Source organism: Clostridium hydrogenum, assembly GCF_021432385.1.
Lineage (GTDB): Bacteria > Bacillota > Clostridia > Clostridiales > Clostridiaceae > Clostridium_S > Clostridium_S hydrogenum.
Genome location: NZ_JAEACT010000003.1, coordinates 1141432 through 1162229, shown reverse-complemented (window position 1 = coordinate 1162229; position 20798 = coordinate 1141432). Strand labels below are relative to the sequence as shown.

Here is a 20798-nt window from a genome sequence, read left to right as displayed (position 1 = left end):
GGTTTTTATTTTAATAACAAAAATATATAAAAATAATGTATAATTATAGTATATATAAATGGAGTGATAAGATGGCAAAAACTAAAAACTATTTTGTATGTCAAAAATGCGGATATGAATCTTTAAAATGGCTTGGAAAATGTCCTTCTTGCAATAATTGGAATAGTTTTGTAGAAGAAGAGAAGAAGGAAGAGAAGGCTAAAATAGCTGTAAATATAAAAAATGAACCTAAATGTATAAATAGTATAAAATCAGGAGAATATGAAAGATATGATACTAATATTAATGAACTAAATAGAGTATTAGGAGGCGGGTTAGTTAAGGGATCTATAACATTGATATCTGGCGCACCTGGAATAGGTAAATCAACACTACTGCTTCAAGCTTGCCAAGGAATTGCATCAAAACATGGTAAAGTTTTATATATTTCAGGCGAAGAATCAGAAGAGCAGATAAAAATGAGAAGTGACAGATTAAGTGTTAATTCTTCTAATATATACATATTAGCTGAAACAAATATGGAAACTATTGAAGTTCAAATAGAAAATATTAAGCCTGCATTTGTAATAGTTGATTCTATTCAGACTTTGTATAAGTCAACAATATCATCTGCACCTGGTAGTGTATCCCAGGTTAGAGAATGTGCAAATGACATAATGAGAATAGCAAAAACAAATAATATACCTTTTTTTATTGTAGCACATGTAACAAAACAAGGTGAGCTTGCTGGACCTAGGGTACTTGAACATATAGTTGATACGGTTTTATCCTTTGAGGGAGAAAGAACGGAAGAATTTAGAATACTTAGAACTGTAAAAAATCGTTTTGGAACTACTAGTGAAATAGGTGTTTTTGAGATGTTAGAAGATGGTCTTGGCGAAATACATAATCCATCAAGTGTTTTTTTAGAAGAGACAAATTTTAAACAGGAAGGCTCTGTTGTAATAGGGATTATGGAGGGAAGCAGGCCAATACTTGTGGAAGTTCAAGCTTTAGTTTCTAAGACAAATGCAGTTATGCCAAGGAGGACAGCGGTTGGAATAGATATTTCTAGATTAAATCTAATTTTAGCTGTACTAGAAAAAAAACTTAAAGTACCTTTTTATAATTGTGATGTGTATGTTAATGTAGTAGGTGGCTTAAGTATAGAGGGAACTTATGGAGATCTTGGAATAGCGCTTGCATTAATTTCTAGTGCTAAAGGCATAGCCATCAAATTAGATAAGACTATTGCAGTAGGAGAAGTTGGACTTACAGGAGAAGTAAGACCTATTTCTTTTAGTGAAAGATTGATAAATGAAGCTGAAAAAATGGGATTTGAAAACATACTTATACCGTCTAGAAATATCCATAAAAATAATAAAATAAAGGGTATAGGTATTTCCTCATTGAAAGAAGCAATAAATAAAGTGTTTTAAGGGTGATGATTTGTGAATAATATAAGATTAAAAAAAGATAAAGGACTTATGGATATACTTAAAATTATGGCACCTGGTACTGCTTTAAGGGAAGGTCTTGAAAATATATTAAGAGCTAAAACGGGCGGACTTGTTGTTTTAGGAGATAATGAGCAAATTTTAAAGATGATGGATGGAGGATTTAAGATAAACTCTGAATATAGTTCATCATACATATATGAGCTTGCTAAAATGGATGGTGCAATTGTATTGAGCAGTGATTTAAAGCGAATATTAAGTGCAAATGTTCAACTTATACCAGATTCATCAATTCCAACATTTGAAACAGGAACTAGGCATAGAACTGCACAGAGGGTAGCTAAACAAACAGGAAGTATAGTAGTTGCTATTTCGCAAAGAAGAAATGTAATAACTATATATAAAGGAGATATAAAATATGCACTTAGAGATAGCAGTATAATACTTGCAAGGGCAAATCAAGCACTTCAAACCCTTGGCAAATATGTTTCTGTTTTGGAAAGGGTAGTAAATAATTTAAATTTATTAGAATTTCAAGATTTAGCTACGCTATTTGATGTTGTTACAGCTGTGCAAAGAACAGAAATGGTAATGAGGGTTGTTACAGAAATTGAAAGGTATATATGCGAATTAGGAAATGAAGGAAGACTAATTTCCATGCAGTTAATTGAACTTATAAGAAATGTAGAACAGGATGGAATCTTCATAATAAGAGATTATTGTAAAAATGCAACTGATTACAATGAAATTTATAATCAAATTCAAAATATGTCATCAGAAGAATTTTTAGATCTTGAATCAATAGCCAAGGCTTTAGGATATAGTGGAGTACCAATGGTAGATACATTAATATCGCCTAGAGGATATAGAATGACAAGTAAAATATCTAGAATACCAGTTAATGTTATAGAAAATATGGTTAAACATTTTGGTCAGTTAAAAAGAATAATGGAAGCATCTTATGAAGAACTTGATAATGTAGAGGGTATTGGCGAGGCTAGAGCAAGAGCTATAAAAAATGGACTTAGAAGATTAAGAGAACAATTTATATTAAATAATCAACTATAAAAAAAGTTGAATGCTTATTGCAAATTGTTTTAATATAGTTATGTGACAGTGCAATTTAAATATTAGGAACCTTTATTCACAGTACAACTGACAGAGTACAGAGTACAGAGTACAGAGTACAGTGAAGGATGATTTTCTGTAGCAAAGCTACAGAAAATCTTAAAACTTATTTTTTGCTTACGCAATCGCAATATTAATGGTCCTCAGTGAAGCTGACAACATTTGAGTTTAAGATTTACCTGACGTAAGGAAGGCAAATCCACATTCATTGTGTATTGTGAACTGTGAATTGTGCATTGATTAAGTCGGTTAATATTATCTTAAAGAGTATTTTCCAAGAGTATTTATTTTATTAGATTCTTTTAGCATAATATCATACAAATTTATGTTAAGAGAATTACAAAGTGCAGCTAAGTAAAATAAATTATTGCCAATTTCATCTTCAATAACATCACGACAATTGTCACATAAAGTACCTCTTATATTGGAGTTAAAACTTTTATTTAAATTTTTAATATCATCAATATCACCGTCTTCTAATATTTGAAATTTCTTTGATTCAATTTCAATACATCCGCAATTAGTTGCAGATTTAGCTATGGCTCTATTAATTCGGCCTTGAGATTCTTGAAGTTTTGTCATAATATCAATTAAATTTCTATGCCTCAATAAAGATTCGTCTACAGAATTTTGAAAATCATCAAAAATAACATCCTTCATTAGGGTTCATCTCCTTATAAAGATTTTTATTAATTTTAGTAAAATAATTATAAGATTTTTTTGATAATTATGTCAATGAAATTAATAAATATAAAATAAAATTATACAAAATGAAAATGTTTACTATATATATGATAAATCAAATATAAATAATTTAATAGGGGGGATAGATATTAAATTAATAGTACAAGTTATTGACTATTTAGTAATTAAATGAAGGAGTTTGTTATTGAAAATATGTTCTTAATAGAGTATATTTAAAATAAGATATTATTTACAATTTTTAGATTTAAATTTTACAATTTAGTTAATAATTATAAGGGAGGTGGCATGAATTGCTAAAAAAAGTATTAAGAGGACTTTTTACACTTATAGGATTAATATTAGGATATTTAATAGGGGCACTTATTTTAAATGGAAAATACTTTTCAGAGGTTAACAGCATAAAAAATAATACAGTTGAAATGGTATTATTTTTAGCTTTCTGTGTTTTGATTTTTGGTATCATATTTTTTATAATATCACCATGGATTAATTCGCTTGTATTAAAGTTTATAGACTATGTAGAAAAAAATATTCAAAAAGTTCCGGGATCAGAAATATTATTTGGAACAGTAGGAGCTATTGTAGGTCTTATAATTTCTACGCTTGTTTGCAGTTCATTTTCAAAGGTTTCTGTACTTTGGTCAATAATATCAATTGTTATTACTATAATAACAGCAGTGATTTTTGCTGATATTGCAATAAAAAAGAGAGAAGAACTTATTGTATTTTTTACTAGCTTTAGGAAGGCAGGTTCTAATAAGGATAAAAAGGGAAAAGGCATTCTTAAAGGCTGTCCAAAAGTTTTAGATACATCTGTTATAATAGATGGAAGAATTTTTGATATATGTAAGACTGGATTTGTAGAAGGAACGTTAGTAATTCCAACTTTTGTACTACAAGAATTAAGACATATAGCAGATTCATCTGATGGACTCAAAAGAAATAGAGGAAGAAGAGGCCTTGATATTTTAAATAAAATACAAAAAGAATTAAGTGTAGATGTTGAAATGTATGAAAAAGATTTTCCAGATATTGAAGAGGTTGATAATAAACTCTTAAAATTAGCACAAGTGTTGAATGGAAAAGTAATTACTAATGACTATAATTTAAATAAAGTAGCAGAATTTCAAGGAGTTCCAGTGCTTAATATAAATGAATTAGCTAACGCTATTAAACCAGTTGTTTTGCCAGGTGAGGATATGGTTATTCAAATTGTTAAGGATGGTAAGGAATCTGGTCAGGGAGTTGCTTACTTAGATGATGGAACAATGATAGTAGTTGAAGGTGGTAAAAAGCATATGGGAGAAACACTATCAGTAATTGTTACATCTGTACTTCAGACAGCGGCCGGTAGAATGATATTTGCAAAGCAAAAAGAATAATTTAAACTTAGACAAGGAGTTAAACTGACTATGAATTGTGCAATTATAATGGCTGCAGGCAAGGGAAGTAGAATGAAGGTTAATAAGAACAAGCAGTTTATTCTTATTAAAGATAAGCCAATTTTAGCATACACAATTGAAAAATTCGAGAAAAGTTCATTAATTGATGAAATAGTTCTTGTAGCATCAGAGGACGAGGTTGATTACTGTAAGCGTGAAATAGTTTACAAATATAATTTTACCAAAGTTACAAAAGTAGTTTCTGGTGGCAGTGAGAGGCAAAAATCAGTTATGAAAGGGCTTAAAGCCGTAAAAAATGCAGATATTGTGTTAATACATGATGGAGCAAGGCCATTTGTTAGTAGCAGGATTATAGAAGATGGAATAAGGTATGCTAAAATATATGGAGGAGCAGCTTGTGGCGTAGAGCCTAAAGATACAATAAAGGTAAAGGATAGAAATGGATTTTCTGAAAAAACATTAAATAGAAATGAATTATTTTGTGTTCAAACTCCACAATGCTTTAAGTATGATTTGATATTTGATGCACATATAAAAGCAGAAAAAGATGGTATTCTAGCGACAGACGATACAGCAGTATTTGAAATGGCTAAAAATAAAGTTTATCTTTATGAAGGAAGCTATAATAATTTAAAGATTACCACACCAGATGATTTATATGCAGCAGAAAATTTGATTGATAAGGGATGTTGACATAGAACTATTTCAAATGTATAATTTGATATTAAGATGATTTTAAAGATATACCATGCGAAATTTCAAAATTAATTTGTATAAAAATGCCGTCTTTTGGGCATTATGATGCAAATTGATTTTGGTAGTTGAGCAGGTATGTCTATAGAGATAAACCGTTTAAAAGTTTCTGTATATATTAAAAAAATCAATATTGAAAACTGTGATAAAGACTAGTAGAAGCTGCCAATTTATTATTACAGAGAGAAAATCCTAGGCTGAAAGATTTTCAAATTAGCTTTGAACCTACTTTTGAGTTTTAAGTAATGAGTACAAATTTAGGTGGTACCGCGATTAAACTCGCCCTAATAATTAGGGAGAGTTTTTTATTTTGAAAAATTTAATTATGGATATACAACTTTTTCAAGTAGTATATCTATATCTAGGAGGACTTATTAAAATGAAAATGTCAAATATGCTTATGCTAACTTTGAGAGAAACACCTGCGGAGGCAGAAATTGAAAGCCACAAACTTATGCTGAGATCTGGCATGATAAGAAAAATGGCTTCAGGAGTATATAATTATATGCCTTTAGGTTTAAAAGTATTAAAAAAAGTTGAGAATATAGTTAGAGAAGAAATGAATAACGCAGGAGCACAAGAATTTTTAGCTTCAGCACTTTTACCTTCAGAGTTATGGAAAGAGTCTGGAAGATGGGAAGTTTTTGGTCCTGAAATGTTTAAACTTAAAGATAGAAATGAAAGAGAATTTTGTTTAGGACCAACACATGAAGAAGTATTTACAGAGCTTGCAAGAAATGAAATAAAATCATATAAACAACTTCCTCTTAATTTATACCAAATACAAACTAAATACAGGGATGAAAGAAGACCTAGATTTGGTATGATTCGTTCAAGAGAGTTTGTTATGAAGGATGCGTACAGTTTTGATAAAGATTACGAAGGATTGGATATTGCTTACGACAAGATGTATGAGGCATATACAAAAATATTTAAAAGGTGCAATGTTGAATGTAAAGCAGTAGCGGCAGATTCTGGTGCAATGGGTGGCTCTGGATCAGCTGAATTCATGGTTAAATCTGAAATAGGAGAAGATGATGTAGCTTTCTGTAAAGAATGTGATTATGCAGCTAACGTTGAAAAAGCACCTTCAACTCCAGAAAAAGCTGAAAAAGAAGAATTAAAGGAACTAGCAAAAGTTGAAACTCCACATGCTAAAACTATTGAAGATTTAGTTAAATTCTTCAATACAGATGCTAAGAAATTTGCTAAGACAATAATATATAAAGCGGATGATAAAGTTGTAGCTGTAATGGTAAGAGGCGATAGGGAAGTAAATGAAACTAAAGTAAAGAATGCTGTTGGAGCACCAGTTGAATTTGATTTAGCAGATGAAAAAACAGTTAAAGAAGCTACAGGAGCAGCAATTGGATTTGCAGGACCAGTAGGTTTAAAAGCTGATTATTTATTTGTAGATAATGAAGTCATATATATGTATAACTTTATTGTAGGAGCTAATGAAACAGGATATCATTTAAGCAATGTAAATTATGGCAGAGATTTTGAAGGTACTGCTGGAGATTATAGAAATGCTGTTGAAGGTGAAAAATGTCCTAAATGTGGAAAAGAACTTACTATAGCAAGAGGTATAGAAGTAGGTCACATATTTAAACTTGGAACAAAATATTCAGAGGCAATGGGAGCTAATTTTGTTGATGAAAATGGAGAAAATAAACCACTTATAATGGGATGCTATGGAATTGGTATAAATAGAACAATGGCAGCAATTATAGAACAGCACCACGATGAAAATGGTATAGTATGGCCAATTTCAGTTGCACCATACGAAGTTGTTGTAGTTCCAGCAGTATTTAAGAGTGAAGAACAAATGAAGGCAGCAGAAAAAATATATAACGAGCTTAAAGCAGAAGGTGTAGATGTACTTCTTGATGATAGAAATGAAAGAACAGGAGTAAAATTCAAGGATGCTGACTTAATAGGAATACCTATGAGAATTACAGTTGGAAAGAAAATAGGCGATGGAATAGTTGAATTTAAGCTTAGAAAAGATAAAGACGTAGAAGAAATAGCTGTAGCTTCAGTAATAGAAAAAGTAAAAAAAGCAATTAAAGAGCAATTGTAATTTTTAAGGTAAGAGGGATTTAATAAGATGAAGTTAGATTTAAATAGCATAAAAAAGGCTAGTGAAAACATAAAGGGAATAGTAAGAAAAACTCCTATATTTTATTCAAGCACACTTTCTTCTGAAACAGGCTCAAATGTATACTTAAAATGTGAAAACAAGCAAAAGACAGGCGCCTTCAAACTTAGAGGAGCATACAATAAAATAATAAACTTAAGTGAGGACGAAAAGGCAAGAGGTGTTATTGCTTCATCAGCGGGAAATCATGCGCAAGGAGTTGCATATGCAGCTACAAAGCTTGGAATAAAATCAACTATATTTATGCCAGAAACTGCACCACAGTCTAAGGTAAATGCTACAAGAGGATATGGCGCAGAGGTTGTACAGTACGGAGAAGTATATGATGAATGTTATAAAAAAGCTGTCCAAATACAAAAAGAAACAAAGGCAACTTTTGTACACCCTTTCAATGATGAAGAAGTTATGGCTGGTCAAGGGACAATAGCACTAGAAATACTGGAAGAGCTTCCTGAAACTGATGCAATAATAGTACCTATAGGAGGCGGTGGACTTATATCCGGAATTGCAGTTGCGGCAAAGGCTATAAAACCTGATATAAAAATTATAGGAGTGCAGCCAGAGATAATAGCTTCGTCTAAAGCCTCATTAGAAAAGGGCAAAATAGTTACGTTGCCTGGTGTAAAATCTCTTGCTGATGGTATATCTGTTTGTACACCTGGAGATATAGCCTTTGAATATATAAAAAAATATGTTGATGAAATTGTAACTGTATCAGAAGATGAAATTGCCTATGGTATTTTTCATCTTGTTGAAAGAGGAAAATTAGTTTGTGAAGGTGCAGGAGCATCAACAGTAGCGGCACTTTTGGCAGATAAGATTAATATGAATGGTAAAAATGTGGTTGCTGTTTTAAGTGGTGGAAATGTAGATATAGCAATTTTGTCAAAAATAATAGATAGGGAGCTTATATTAATTCAAAGAAGAATTAGTTTTTCAGTAGAAATTCAAGATAGAGTAGGTCAGCTTGAAAAAATCATAAACACAGTTGTTAGGCTTGGTGGAAATGTAGTAAAAGTAATGCAGGATAGAAATTGGTCTGGAAAGGGACTTGATTATGCAGATGTAATATTTGAAATTGAAGTTGAGTCTGAAAGACAAGCACATAAGCTTATGCAAGCAATTAAAGATAGAGGGTACAACGTAAAAGTAAAATACAAATAAAAATAAAAAGGGAGGAAACCAAATGAAGATATTCAATACAATGACAAGACAAAAAGAAGAATTTGTGCCGCTTAACCCTAATGAGGTAAAAATGTACGTATGTGGTCCAACAGTATATGATTTTTTTCATATAGGTAATGCAAGAACTTTTGTTGTGTTTGATACTGTAAGGAGATATTTTGAATATAGAGGCTATAAGGTTGATTTTATCCAAAACTTCACAGACATAGATGACAAAATGATAAATAGAGCTAACAAGGAAGGGACTACAGTAAGTGAACTCGGAAATAAATATATAGATGAATACTATAAGGATGCAGATAATCTTCATATAGAAAGAGCAACTTGCAATCCTAGGGCCACAGAGTTCATGGATGAAATAATAAAATTTATTAGTGATTTAATTGATAAAGGCTATGCATACGAAGTAGAGGGTGATGTGTATTTTAACACAAAATCTTTTGAAAAATACGGTAAGCTTTCAGGACAGAATCTTGATGATCTTAAAGCTGGTGCAAGAATAGATGTAGATGAAAGAAAAAAGGAACCAATGGATTTTGCAGTTTGGAAAAAGCAAAAAGAAGGTGAACCAGGATGGGAAAGTCCATGGGGAATTGGAAGACCAGGCTGGCACATAGAATGCTCATGTATGGCATCTAAACTTTTAGGAGATACTATAGATATACATGCAGGTGGTATGGATTTAGTTTTTCCACATCATGAAAATGAGATAGCACAAAGTGAAGCAAGAAGCGGAAAGAAATTCGCAAATTATTGGATGCATTCAGCATATTTAAATATAAACAATAAGAAAATGTCAAAATCCTTAAATAACTTTTTTACAACAAGAGAAATATTGGATAGATACGACGCAGAAGTAGTTAGAATGTTTTTGCTATCTGCCCAATATAGAACACCTCTTAATTTCAGTGAAGAACTTTTAGATTCAGCTAAATTGTCAATGGAAAGATTATATAATTCTATAGGTAATCTAGAGAATTTATTAAATGAAGTTAAAAGTGATGAAATTACTGAAGAAGAGAGAAAATACAAAGCATCTATTGAAAAGTACAAGGAAAAATTTATTGAAAAGATGGATGATGATTTCAATACGGCTGATGCTATATCAACAATTTTTGAACTCGTAAAGGACATAAATATAAATATAAATGTAAATTCATCAAGAGAAATTGTTAAGTATCTACTTGACTTAATAAGAGGACTTGGAAAGCCACTTGGAATTTTACAAAAATCAACAGTAACAAGCTTGGAAGATGAAATTGAAAAACTTATACAAGAGAGACAAGAAGCAAGAAAAAATAGAGATTTTAAATTAGCAGATAAAATAAGAGATGATTTAAAAGCACGAGGAATAATTCTTGAAGATACTCCAGAAGGTGTAAGATGGAAACTACAAGATTAGAAAATAGTTATTTTAAAATCAAAGAATAGTAAATATAAGACAAGATATATGTTTATCACATTAATAAATGTATACCTTGTTTTTTTTTATTATCATAATTCACATTCTAATAATTTAATATATTGCAAATTGTCTAAAAAATGTTGACAATTCAATGGCTAGATGATAAATTCATAGAAAACACGGTGAGGAAGTTAAGTCTAAAGAGGTGATAAAAATGGGTATGCATATACTATCTGTACTTGTTGATAATAATCCTGGAGTGTTAACTAGAGTTTGCGAATTATTCAACAGAAGGGGCTACAATCTAGAAAGTGTAACAGCAGGCGTTACTGAGAATGAACGAATGTCTAGGTTAACCTTAATATCAAAGGTTGAAAGCAGCGATGAAATTGACCAAATAATCAAGCAAATCAAAAAATTAGAAGATGTTCATAAAGTTGTGTTGCTTGACAACTCAGAGTCAATATGCAAGACAATTATGTTAATAAAAGTAAAGGCAAAGGATACAGCAAGACAGGAAATTTTAAATACAGTAAGTATATTCAGGGCCTCTGTGGTGGATGTAACATTCGAAACTTTAACAATAGAAATCACAGGAGACAATAGTAAAACTGAGGCATTTAAAAAACTGCTTGAGCCTTATGGAATATTAGAAGTAGTAAGCAGTGGGTTTATTGCTATACAAAGAGGGTAAAATAGAGATAAACCGATTGAAACTTCAAAATTAATTTGTACCAAAGTGCCGTTTTCTAGGAATTATGGTGAAAATTGATTTTGGTAGTTGAAACGGTATGTCTAGAGATAAACCATGTGAAACTTCAAAATTAATTTGTATAAAAATGCCGTCTTTTGGGCATTATGATGCAAATTGATTTTGGTAGTTGAACTGGTTTATCTATAAAATAAATATAAAAAAATTTAGGGGGCTTTATAAAATGGCTAAAGTATATTATGAACAAGATTGTAATCTAGATTATTTGAAGGGAAAAAAGGTGGCTGTAATAGGCTACGGAAGTCAGGGTCATGCACATGCACTTAACCTTCATGAAAGTGGTGTTGATGTAGTAGTTGGTTTATATGTTGGAAGTAAATCATGGGCTAAAGCTGAGGAGGCTGGATTAACAGTAAAAACAGCAGCTGAAGCAGCTAAAGAAGCAGACATAATTATGATTTTAATAAATGATGAAAAACAAGCAAAACTATATAAAGAAAGCATTGAACCAAATCTTACAGCAGGAAAAGCATTAGTATTTGCTCACGGCTTTGCAATACATTTCGGACAAATAATTCCACCAGCAGATGTAGATGTATTCTTAATAGCACCAAAGGGACCAGGTCATACTGTAAGAAGTCAATTCTTAGAAGGTCACGGAGTTCCTTGCCTTATAGCTATTCATCAAAATGCAACTGGAACAGCTAAAGAAGTAGCACTTGCGTATGCACTAGGAATTGGAGGAGCTAGAGCAGGAGTTATTGAAACTTCTTTCAAAGAAGAGACTGAAACTGATTTATTCGGTGAACAAGCCGTTTTATGTGGTGGTGTAACAGCACTTATACAAGCTGGTTTTGAAACTTTAGTTGAAGCAGGATATCAACCTGAAATGGCATACTTTGAATGTTGCCACGAAATGAAATTAATAGTTGACCTTATAAACCAAGGTGGACTTAACTTGATGAGATATTCAATAAGTAATACAGCTGAATATGGTGACTATATTACAGAAAGTAAAATTATAACTGAAGACACTAAAAAAGCTATGAAAGGCGTTTTAACAGATATACAGGATGGAACTTTTGCTAGAAACTGGCTCCTTGAAAATCAAGTAGGAAGTCCATACTTCAATGCTTCAAGAAGAGTTCATTCAGAACATCAAATTGAAAAAGTTGGAGCAGAACTTAGAAAAATGATGTCTTGGATGAAGAAGTAGATATTATATCCAAAATTTAAATTGCATAAGCTTATGTATACAATTTTTAATAAATTAAACTGCAGTTAATCAATGCACAATTCACAGTTCACAATGCACAATGAAGGTTGATTTTTCTCCATTAGCACTACGAAAAATCTTAAAAATAATAAGTTGTAAGATTTTCTGCAATGTCAGAAAATCATCCTTAATTGTGAATTGTGCATTGTGAACTGTGAATTGATTTATTAGGTTAGAGGTGAAATATGGGTAAAAAAGTTTATATTTTTGATAGTACCCTTAGGGATGGTTCACAGGCACAGGGAATTTCTTTTAGTGTTCTAGATAAAATAAAAATAGCAAAAAAACTTGATGAATTAGGTGTAGATTATATTGAAGCTGGAAATCCAAATTCAAATCCAAAAGATAGAGAATTTTTTAAAGAAATAAAAAATATAGAATTTAAAAATTCAAAAATATGCGCTTTTGGCAGCACAAGGAGACCTAATGTAAAGGCAGAAGATGATAAAAATTTAAATGATCTTGTAAAAAGTGGTGTTGATACAATAAGTATATTTGGCAAGGCATGGGATTTTCATGTGCTAGATATAATAAAAACCTCGCTTGAAGAAAATTTAAATATGATAAGTGAGAGTATAGAGTATTTAGTTAAGCAAGGAAAAGAAGTTATTTTTGATGCAGAGCATTTCTTTGATGGATATAAAAATAATAAGGAATATGCATTAAAGGTTTTATATACTGCAAAAGAGGCAGGAGCAAAATGGCTTGTTCTTTGTGATACAAATGGCGGAACGATGACAGCAGAAATCCATGATATTTGTAGCTATCTAGTAAGTGAGCTTGAATTTAATAATTTGGGTATACATTGCCATAATGATTGCAGTATGGCAGTAGCAAATTCTGTAACAGCAGTTCAAGACGGAGTAAAGCATATACAAGGAACTTTCACAGGTTTTGGTGAAAGATGTGGAAACGCAAATCTATCAACTATAATAGCAAATCTTCAAATAAAGCTTGATTTTAAAGCTATACCTGAGGAAAATTTAGAGAACTTAACAGCTGTTTATAAGTATATATGTGAAGTTAGTAATGTAATACCAGATGATAAAGAAGCATATGTTGGAAATTTTGCTTTTGCACACAAAGGTGGTATGCACATAGATGCTGTAAATAAAAATCCAGTATCATTTGAGCATATAAACCCAGTGTTAGTTGGAAACGAAAGAAAGATTCTTATGTCTGAGGTAGCTGGGCGTGGAACCATACTTTCTATGATAAAGAAAATAGATCCTAAATTAAATAAGGATTCTGAAGCTACTAAAGCAATAATGAAAAAGGTAAAAGAATTAGAATATGAAGGTTATCAATTTGAAGGTGCTGAGGGAAGTGTTGAACTTTTAGTTAGGAAAGAACTAGGAGTATTTAAGCCATCCTTTGAATTGATTGAATATAAAGTTATTATTGATAAACCAAGTGCAACAGAATATAGTGCGGCTGCAGTGGTAAAAATAATGGTAAATGGTGTCCGTGAAGTAACAGCAGCTGATGGAAAAGGACCAGTAAATGCTTTAGACATGGCACTTAGAAAGGCACTAGAAGTTTTTTATAAGGATATTGCAAATGTATATCTAACTGATTATAAGGTTAGAGTAATTAGTGGAAATAAGGCAACAAGCGCAAAAGTAAGAGTAATGATTGAATCTACAGATGGAGTATCAACTTGGACAACAGTCGGAGTATCTTACGACATTATTGAAGCTAGTTGGATGGCATTGGTGGATTCCGTGGAATATAAATTAATTGGATACAACAAGGAGGAAGAAAATAATGAATAAACCTATGACGATGACACAAAAAATACTTGCTCATCACGCGGGGCTTGAATATGTAGAGGCAGGACAGCTTATAACTGCAAAACTTGACCTTGTTTTGGGAAATGATGTAACTACTCCAGTAGCAGTTAAAGCATTTAAAACTATGGATATAAAAAAAGTGTTTGATAAAAACAAAATAGCAATAGTTCCAGATCACTTTACACCAAACAAAGATATTAAATCTGCAGAACACTGTAAAATGATAAGACAATTTGCAAAGGATAAAGAAATAAAAAATTATTTTGAAATTGGAGAAATGGGAATAGAACATGCACTAATACCTGAAAAAGGCTTAGCAGTTCCAGGAGATGTAATTATAGGTGCAGATTCTCATACATGTACTTATGGAGCACTTGGAGTATTTTCAACAGGCGTTGGAAGTACAGATATGGCAGTAGGTATGGCTACAGGAAAAGCATGGTTCAAGGTTCCAGAAGCTATTAAGTTTGTTTTAAAGGGCAAATTTAACAAGTGGGTTTCTGGAAAAGATCTTATACTTCACATAATAGGAATGATAGGCGTTGACGGAGCACTATATCAGTCTATGGAATACGCAGGTGAAGGGGTAGATAATTTATCCATGGATGATAGATTTACTATAGCAAACATGGCAATTGAAGCTGGAGCTAAAAACGGAATATTCCCAGTAGATGATAAAACAATTGAATACATGAAAGGTAGAACAGATAGGGAATTACTTAAATTTGAAGCAGATGAAGATGCCGAGTATAGTAGAGTTATTGAAATAGATTTAAGTACTATAAAGCCAACAGTTGCATTTCCACACCTCCCAGAAAATACAAGAACTATAGATGAAGTTGGAGAGGTTGAAGTAGATCAAGTTGTTATAGGTTCATGTACGAATGGTAGAATGGATGACCTTAGAATGGCAGCTTCAATATTAAAAGGTAAAAAAGTTAAGAAGGGAATAAGACTTATCGTTTTCCCAGGAACTCAAAATATATACTTAGAAGCTATGGAAGAAGGTCTTGTTAGAACATTTATAGAAGCAGGTGGAATAGTGAGCACGCCAACTTGCGGACCTTGTCTTGGAGGTCATATGGGTATACTTGCAGAAGGTGAAAGAGCTATATCAACTACAAACAGAAACTTTGTAGGAAGAATGGGACACCCTAATAGCGAAGTTTATCTTGCAAGTCCGGCAGTAGCAGCTGCATCAGCAATAGCAGGAAAAATAGTATCACCTGAGGAGGTATTATAGTATGAAAGCACAAGGAAGCGTTTTAAAGTACGGAGATAACATAGATACAGATGTAATAATCCCAGCAAGATATTTAAATACATCAGATCCAGCAGAACTTGCAAAGCATTGTATGGAAGATCTTGATGTAGATTTTTTAAAGAAGCTTAAAAAGGGAGATATAATTGTAGCTGAAAAGAATTTTGGTTGTGGTTCTTCAAGAGAACATGCACCAATATGCATAAAGGCAGCAGGAGTATCCTGTGTTATTGCTAAAAGTTTTGCAAGAATATTTTACAGAAATTCAGTAAACATAGGTTTTCCAATACTTGAATGTGAAGAAGCTGTAAATGATGCAAAGACAGGACATCAGCTTGAAGTTGATTTTATAGAAGGAAAAATAAAAAACCTAACTTTAAATAAAGAATATAAAGCACAGCCTTTCCCAGAATTTATGATTGAAATAATGAAAAATGAAGGATTGACTAACTGCGTGAAAAAAGGAGTATTTTAATATGAAAGAATATAAGGTGTCAGTAATCCCAGGTGATGGCATAGGAGTTGATATAACAGAACAAGCTATAAAGGTTTTAGAAAAAATAGGTGGAAAATATGGCACTAAATTTAACTTTACAACTTTAAAAGCTGGAGGATGTGCTATAGATGAATTTGGCACACCTCTTCCAGAAGCGACTTTAGAAGAATGTAAAAAATCCGATGCAGTATTTTTAGGAGCAGTTGGAGGACCTAAGTGGGATACACTTCCTGGAAATCAAAGACCAGAAAAAGCTCTTATGGGTTTAAGGGGAGGACTTGGACTTTATGCAAATTTAAGACCAGCAAAGGTTTATAATATATTAAAATCAGCATCACCTCTTAAAGAAGCTATAATTGACAAAGGAATAGATTTACTTGTTGTGAGGGAACTTACAGGAGGAATATATTTCGGTGAAAGAGGAAGAGGGGCAGAAGAGGATGTAAACTATGCATATGATACTGAAAAGTATAATGTGGAAGAAATAAAGAGAATAGCACACGTTGCATTTAAAGCTGCAATGAAGAGAAATAAAAAAGTTACCTCTGTAGATAAGGCAAATATATTAGAGTCATCAAGACTTTGGAGAGAAACTGTAGTTGAAGTAGCAAAAGAATATCCGGAAGTTGAATTAAATCATCTTTATGTAGACAATACTGCAATGCAGCTTGTACGTGATCCATCACAGTTTGATGTAATATTAACAAGCAATATATTTGGAGACATATTGTCAGATGAAGCTTCAATGATAACAGGATCTATAGGAATGCTTCCATCAGCAAGTTTAAGAAATGACAGCTTTGGAATGTATGAACCAATTCACGGATCTGCACCAGATATTGCAGGAAAGGATCTTGCAAATCCACTTGCACAAATATTGTCAGCAGCAATGATGCTTGAATATTCTTTCAATATGAGCGAAGCGGCAAGAGATATAGAAAATGCTGTAGAAAAAGTTCTTGAAAAAGGCTATAGAACTGGAGATATATATACAGAAGGAATGAAAAAAGTTGGAACAAAAGAAATGGGAAAACTTGTATTAGAAGAAATTTAATTAGAGTAGAGAGTAGAGAGTAGAATAATTTAAGAGTACAGAGTACAGATGACAGAGTACAGTGATTGTTGATTTTCCTCCGTTTTTCTACGGAAAATCTTTAAAAATAAAAAAGATGATAATTTATAAACACAAATATACACATATTTATGTTATAGATTTTTCGTAGCTTAGCGGAGAAAAATCATCCTTCATTGTACTCTGTACTTTGTACTCTGTACTCTGAAATTAGTTTACTCTCTGCTCTATAAAAAAGGGCGGTGTGAAAAAATGATTTCAGATGCATCAAAAAAAGGCGTAGAAAAGGCTCCTCATAGAGCATTATTTAAGGCATTGGGCTTTATTGATGAAGAAATGGATAAACCACTTATAGGAATAGCTAGTTCATACAGTGAAATAATACCTGGACATATGAACTTAGATAAAATAGTAGAAGCTGTTAAAGATGGAGTAAGAATGGCTGGAGGAGTTCCTGTGGTATTTGGAACTATAGGTGTATGCGATGGTATAGCTATGAACCATACAGGAATGAGTTATTCACTTCCATCAAGACAAATTATAGCAGATAGTGTTGAAATAGTTGCAAGGGCACATGCTTTTGACGGCTTAGTACTTGTACCAAATTGTGATAAGGTAGTTCCTGGTATGCTCATGGCAGCTGCAAGAGTAAATATACCTTCAATAGTAATAAGTGGAGGTGCAATGCTTGCAGGAAAAACAAATGGAAAAACTACGGATTTAAGTTCTGTATTTGAAGCAGTTGGAGCAGTTAATGCAGGCAAGATGTCAAAGGAAGAGCTTTGTGAATTAGAAAACTCAGCATGTCCAACTTGTGGATCATGTTCAGGAATGTTTACAGCTAATTCAATGAACTGTTTATCAGAAGTTTTAGGAATGGCACTTCCTTATAATGGAACAATACCAGCAGTTTATTCAGATAGATTGAGGCTTGCTAAAAAATCAGGCATGAAGATAGTTGAACTTATAAGTAAAAATATAAGACCAAGTGATATTTTAACAGAAGATGCATTTATGAACGCAGTATCTGTAGATATGGCACTTGGATGCTCAACAAATTCACTTTTGCATTTGCCAGCTATAGCATATGAATGTGATGTTGAAATTAATTTCGATAAGATAAATGAAATAAGCGAAAAGGTACCTGATGTTTGTAAATTGAGTCCAGCAGGACATCATCATATTGAGGATTTACACATGGCAGGAGGAATTCCAGCAGTTGTAAATGGGCTTATGAAAAAGGGACTTTTAAATAAAGAGTGTTTAACAGTAACAGGAAATACTTTATATGAAAATGTTAAAAATGCAGTTGTAAAAGATAATGATGTCATTAGATTAGATAATCCTTACAGTGCTACAGGCGGTCTTGCAATATTGAGAGGAAACCTTGCACCGGATGGAGCTGTTGTTAAAAAGGCAGCTGTTGCGGAAGAAATGATGAAGCACACAGGACCAGCGAGAGTTTTTGAAAGTGAGGATGAAGTTTCAGCAGCAATAAGAAAGGGCGAAATCAATCCAGGAGATGTTGTAGTTATAAGATTTGAAGGACCAAAAGGTGGACCAGGAATGAAAGAAATGTTGTCACCTACTGCGGCACTTGCAGGTATGGGACTCGATAAATCTGTTGCACTTATAACAGATGGAAGATTTTCAGGTGCTACAAGAGGGGCTTCTATAGGACACGTATCACCAGAAGCAGCAGAAGGTGGACCTATAGCGTATGTTCACGAAGGAGATTTAATTGAAATAGATATAGAAAATAAAACAATTAACTTGCTTGTATCAGAGCAAGAACTTAAGAGTAGAACACCAAAGCAGGTTGAAAAGCCAGTTAAAGGATATCTTAATGTATATAGAAAAGGAGTATCATCGGCAAATACCGGAGCTGTTTTTCATAGTATAAAGGAGTGATTAAAGTGAAGTATAACGGTTCTAGAATATTACTTGAATGTTTAAAAGAACAAGGCGTAGATACTATTTTTGGATACCCAGGTGGAGCCATTTTGAACATCTATGATGCACTTTATTCATTTTCAGATATAAAATGCGTGTTAACTTCACACGAACAAGGTGCAGCTCACGCAGCGGATGGCTATGCAAGGGCAACAGGTAAGGTTGGAGTTTGTCTTGCAACTTCAGGACCTGGGGCTACAAATCTTGTTACAGGTATAGCAACAGCCTACATGGATTCTGTGCCTATGGTTGCAATTACAGGTCAGGTATCAACATCTATGATTGGAAAGGATTCCTTTCAAGAGGTTGCTATTACGGGAATAACTATGCCTATAACAAAACACAATTTTATTGTAAGAAGAGTTGAAGATCTTTCTGATATTATAAGAAAAGCATTTAAAATAGCAAAAGAAGGAAGACCAGGACCTGTACTAGTTGACATACCTAAAGATATTACAGCTGCTGAGTATGATTATGAGGTTCAAGAGGTAAGTTCAAATGAAAAAGGTAATGATGTTGATCAAAATCAGATAAATAATGCAGTGGAAATAATAAATGAAAGCAAAAGACCAGTTATAGTAGTTGGTGGTGGCTGCAATATATCTGAAGCACAGGAAGCTTTAGAGGAATTTCAAAATAAGCTTAAGTGCCCAGTATGTTCAACTATGATGGGACTTGGAGCATTTAGCGGAAAGCATCCAATGTATACAGGACTTGTTGGGATGCATGGAACACCAGCTTCAAATAAATCCATTTGTGAAAGTGATTTAATAATAGCTATTGGTGCAAGATTTAGTGATAGGGTTATAAGCAACGCTAAGACTTTTGGAAAGAAAGCAAAGGTACTTCATATAGATATAGACGAAGCAGAAGTATCTAAAAATATAAAAGCAGATTCCTTTGTAATAGGTGATGTGAAGAAGGTATTAAAAGAAGTTTGCAGTAATTTAGAAACTAGAGAAAGAAATGAGTGGACTGAATTTGCATTGGAGTTATTAAGAAATGATAATTCTAAATCAGTAAAAATAGACCCTAAGGCATCAGTAAATCCTGTTTATGTAGTTAGAAAGCTGTATGAATTAACCGATGGAGATGCATTGATTACTACAGAAGTAGGTCAAAATCAGATTTGGGCAACTCAAGGATATATATATACTAAACCTAGAACCTTCCTAACTTCAGGTGGACTTGGAACTATGGGGTATGGCTTCGGCGCTGCTATTGGGGCTAGTGTTGGAAAAAACAAAATGACTTTTGATATTGCTGGTGATGGAAGTTTTAGAATGAATTGTAATGAGCTTGCAACAGCAGTAAGATACAATTTACCAGTTAAAATAATTTTGCTTAATAATAGTGTTTTGGGTATGGTAAGGCAGTGGCAAGATTTATTTTATGAAAAGAGATTTTCAAGCACAACTTTGGAAAGGCAAACTGATTTTGTGAAAATAGCAGAAGGTTATGGAGCACTTGGAATAAGAGTAAACACAAATGAAGAAGTTGAGGCTGCTCTTAAAAAAGCTATGGAGTATGATGGTCCTGTAGTTGTTGATTTTTATGTTGATAAAGATGAAATGGCAACTCCAATAGTACCACCAGGAGCTAGTATAGAAAATATGTTGACTTTTGAAGATAATTAGAGTAAAATTAATATAACAGTTTAAAGGAATAAAGTAGTAAAGCAATAAAATATAACCTAAGAGCAGAAGCAAGTAACTATTAGGAGTTTAGTGAAAATTGAGTAATTAAAGATATACCAAAATGCCGTCTTCTTGGCATTATGATGCAAATTGATTTTAATAGTTGAGCTGGTATATCTATATGTACGAGATTTTAAAAGCGAGTCTGGGGTGGTGTAAGCCAGATACTGTAGCCTGTAGTGAATGGGTCTGTGAGGTGATACTATGAACTTATTTAACAAGTTGAAAAAATTATCTGACGCAAGGAAGATAATTTGTCATTAATTGTGAACTGTGCACTGTGAATTGTGCATTGACTAAGTAGTAGTATCCGGAGGTCTACCGTTAAAAAGACAGGATATCGATATTCTATTAAAGAAATT

At 32.6% G+C, this 20798-nt stretch carries 16 protein-coding genes; 15 read left to right on the top strand and 1 reads right to left on the bottom strand.

What is annotated here, in order from left to right; all coding sequences use genetic code 11:
- The first annotated feature begins 71 nt into the window (after positions 1-71).
- Together radA and disA are read left to right on the top strand one after the other, a co-directional pair.
- Entirely contained in the window at positions 72-1418 is a 1347-nt protein-coding gene (gene radA, locus CUEA01_RS18380; RefSeq protein WP_234123334.1) for a DNA repair protein RadA, read from the top strand.
- 21 nt (positions 1419-1439) lie between these two features.
- Positions 1440-2504 (top strand): DNA integrity scanning diadenylate cyclase DisA, encoded by a 1065-nt coding sequence (gene disA, locus CUEA01_RS18375; RefSeq protein ID WP_234123390.1) that lies wholly within the window; start codon positions 1440-1442, stop codon positions 2502-2504.
- 315 nt (positions 2505-2819) lie between these two features.
- Here the strand turns inward: disA and CUEA01_RS18370 are convergent, their stop codons facing one another.
- Positions 2820-3224 (bottom strand): nucleoside triphosphate pyrophosphohydrolase family protein, encoded by a 405-nt coding sequence (locus tag CUEA01_RS18370; RefSeq protein ID WP_234123332.1) that lies wholly within the window; start codon positions 3222-3224, stop codon positions 2820-2822.
- Between the two features lie 335 nt (positions 3225-3559).
- Between CUEA01_RS18370 and CUEA01_RS18365 the strand changes: the two genes are divergently transcribed.
- The 13 genes from CUEA01_RS18365 (at position 3560) to ilvB (ending at position 20376) form a co-directional block, all read left to right on the top strand.
- Complete coding sequence (locus CUEA01_RS18365) at positions 3560-4651, top strand: PIN/TRAM domain-containing protein (RefSeq protein ID WP_234123331.1); 1092 nt, start codon at positions 3560-3562, stop codon at positions 4649-4651.
- A 30-nt stretch (positions 4652-4681) separates the two neighbouring features.
- Positions 4682-5365 carry a 2-C-methyl-D-erythritol 4-phosphate cytidylyltransferase gene (gene ispD, locus CUEA01_RS18360; RefSeq protein ID WP_234123330.1) on the top strand — a complete coding sequence of 228 codons (684 nt, stop codon included), beginning with the start codon at positions 4682-4684 and terminating at the stop codon, positions 5363-5365.
- Between the two features lie 439 nt (positions 5366-5804).
- Positions 5805-7508: a proline--tRNA ligase gene (locus tag CUEA01_RS18355; RefSeq protein ID WP_234123389.1), complete on the top strand. Its 1704-nt coding sequence runs from the start codon at positions 5805-5807 to the stop codon at positions 7506-7508.
- A 27-nt stretch (positions 7509-7535) separates the two neighbouring features.
- On the top strand, positions 7536-8750 hold the full coding sequence (ilvA, locus tag CUEA01_RS18350) for a threonine ammonia-lyase (protein WP_234123329.1): 1215 nt from the start codon (positions 7536-7538) through the stop codon (positions 8748-8750).
- A 22-nt stretch (positions 8751-8772) separates the two neighbouring features.
- Positions 8773-10173, top strand: coding sequence for a cysteine--tRNA ligase (gene cysS, locus CUEA01_RS18345; RefSeq protein ID WP_234123328.1), 1401 nt, complete (start codon positions 8773-8775; stop codon positions 10171-10173).
- 217 nt (positions 10174-10390) lie between these two features.
- Complete coding sequence (gene ilvN, locus CUEA01_RS18340) at positions 10391-10870, top strand: acetolactate synthase small subunit (RefSeq protein ID WP_234123327.1); 480 nt, start codon at positions 10391-10393, stop codon at positions 10868-10870.
- A gap of 241 nt (positions 10871-11111) precedes the next feature.
- The gene (gene ilvC, locus CUEA01_RS18335) at positions 11112-12104 is read left to right on the top strand and encodes a ketol-acid reductoisomerase (RefSeq protein WP_234123326.1); all 993 of its coding nucleotides are present in this window, start codon (positions 11112-11114) and stop codon (positions 12102-12104) included.
- Positions 12105-12349: 245 nt separating this feature from the next.
- Entirely contained in the window at positions 12350-13939 is a 1590-nt protein-coding gene (gene cimA / locus CUEA01_RS18330; RefSeq protein WP_234123323.1) for a citramalate synthase, read from the top strand.
- Positions 13932-15200 (top strand): 3-isopropylmalate dehydratase large subunit, encoded by a 1269-nt coding sequence (gene leuC, locus CUEA01_RS18325; RefSeq protein ID WP_234123321.1) that lies wholly within the window; start codon positions 13932-13934, stop codon positions 15198-15200. The genes cimA and leuC overlap by 8 nt, the downstream gene beginning before the upstream one ends.
- A gap of 1 nt (position 15201) precedes the next feature.
- Positions 15202-15693: a 3-isopropylmalate dehydratase small subunit gene (gene leuD, locus CUEA01_RS18320; protein ID WP_234123318.1), complete on the top strand. Its 492-nt coding sequence runs from the start codon at positions 15202-15204 to the stop codon at positions 15691-15693.
- A gap of 1 nt (position 15694) precedes the next feature.
- Positions 15695-16768: a 3-isopropylmalate dehydrogenase gene (gene leuB, locus CUEA01_RS18315; protein WP_234123316.1), complete on the top strand. Its 1074-nt coding sequence runs from the start codon at positions 15695-15697 to the stop codon at positions 16766-16768.
- A 270-nt stretch (positions 16769-17038) separates the two neighbouring features.
- Positions 17039-18697, top strand: coding sequence for a dihydroxy-acid dehydratase (gene ilvD, locus CUEA01_RS18310; RefSeq protein WP_234123314.1), 1659 nt, complete (start codon positions 17039-17041; stop codon positions 18695-18697).
- A gap of 5 nt (positions 18698-18702) precedes the next feature.
- Positions 18703-20376, top strand: coding sequence for a biosynthetic-type acetolactate synthase large subunit (gene ilvB, locus CUEA01_RS18305; protein WP_234123312.1), 1674 nt, complete (start codon positions 18703-18705; stop codon positions 20374-20376).
- Positions 20377-20798: the final 422 nt, after the last annotated feature.

Excerpts from the sequence above, each read along its gene's own strand:
- radA (WP_234123334.1), top strand. The coding sequence starts at position 72 with ATGGCAAAAACTAAAAACTATTTTGTATGTCAAAAATGCGGATATGAA.
- CUEA01_RS18370 (WP_234123332.1), bottom strand. The coding sequence starts at position 3,224 with ATGAAGGATGTTATTTTTGATGATTTTCAAAATTCTGTAGACGAATCT.
- ispD (WP_234123330.1), top strand. The coding sequence starts at position 4,682 with ATGAATTGTGCAATTATAATGGCTGCAGGCAAGGGAAGTAGAATGAAG.
- CUEA01_RS18355 (WP_234123389.1), top strand. The coding sequence starts at position 5,805 with ATGAAAATGTCAAATATGCTTATGCTAACTTTGAGAGAAACACCTGCG.
- ilvA (WP_234123329.1), top strand. The coding sequence starts at position 7,536 with ATGAAGTTAGATTTAAATAGCATAAAAAAGGCTAGTGAAAACATAAAG.
- cysS (WP_234123328.1), top strand. The coding sequence starts at position 8,773 with ATGAAGATATTCAATACAATGACAAGACAAAAAGAAGAATTTGTGCCG.
- ilvN (WP_234123327.1), top strand. The coding sequence starts at position 10,391 with ATGGGTATGCATATACTATCTGTACTTGTTGATAATAATCCTGGAGTG.
- ilvC (WP_234123326.1), top strand. The coding sequence starts at position 11,112 with ATGGCTAAAGTATATTATGAACAAGATTGTAATCTAGATTATTTGAAG.
- cimA (WP_234123323.1), top strand. The coding sequence starts at position 12,350 with ATGGGTAAAAAAGTTTATATTTTTGATAGTACCCTTAGGGATGGTTCA.
- leuC (WP_234123321.1), top strand. The coding sequence starts at position 13,932 with ATGAATAAACCTATGACGATGACACAAAAAATACTTGCTCATCACGCG.
- leuD (WP_234123318.1), top strand. The coding sequence starts at position 15,202 with ATGAAAGCACAAGGAAGCGTTTTAAAGTACGGAGATAACATAGATACA.
- leuB (WP_234123316.1), top strand. The coding sequence starts at position 15,695 with ATGAAAGAATATAAGGTGTCAGTAATCCCAGGTGATGGCATAGGAGTT.
- ilvD (WP_234123314.1), top strand. The coding sequence starts at position 17,039 with ATGATTTCAGATGCATCAAAAAAAGGCGTAGAAAAGGCTCCTCATAGA.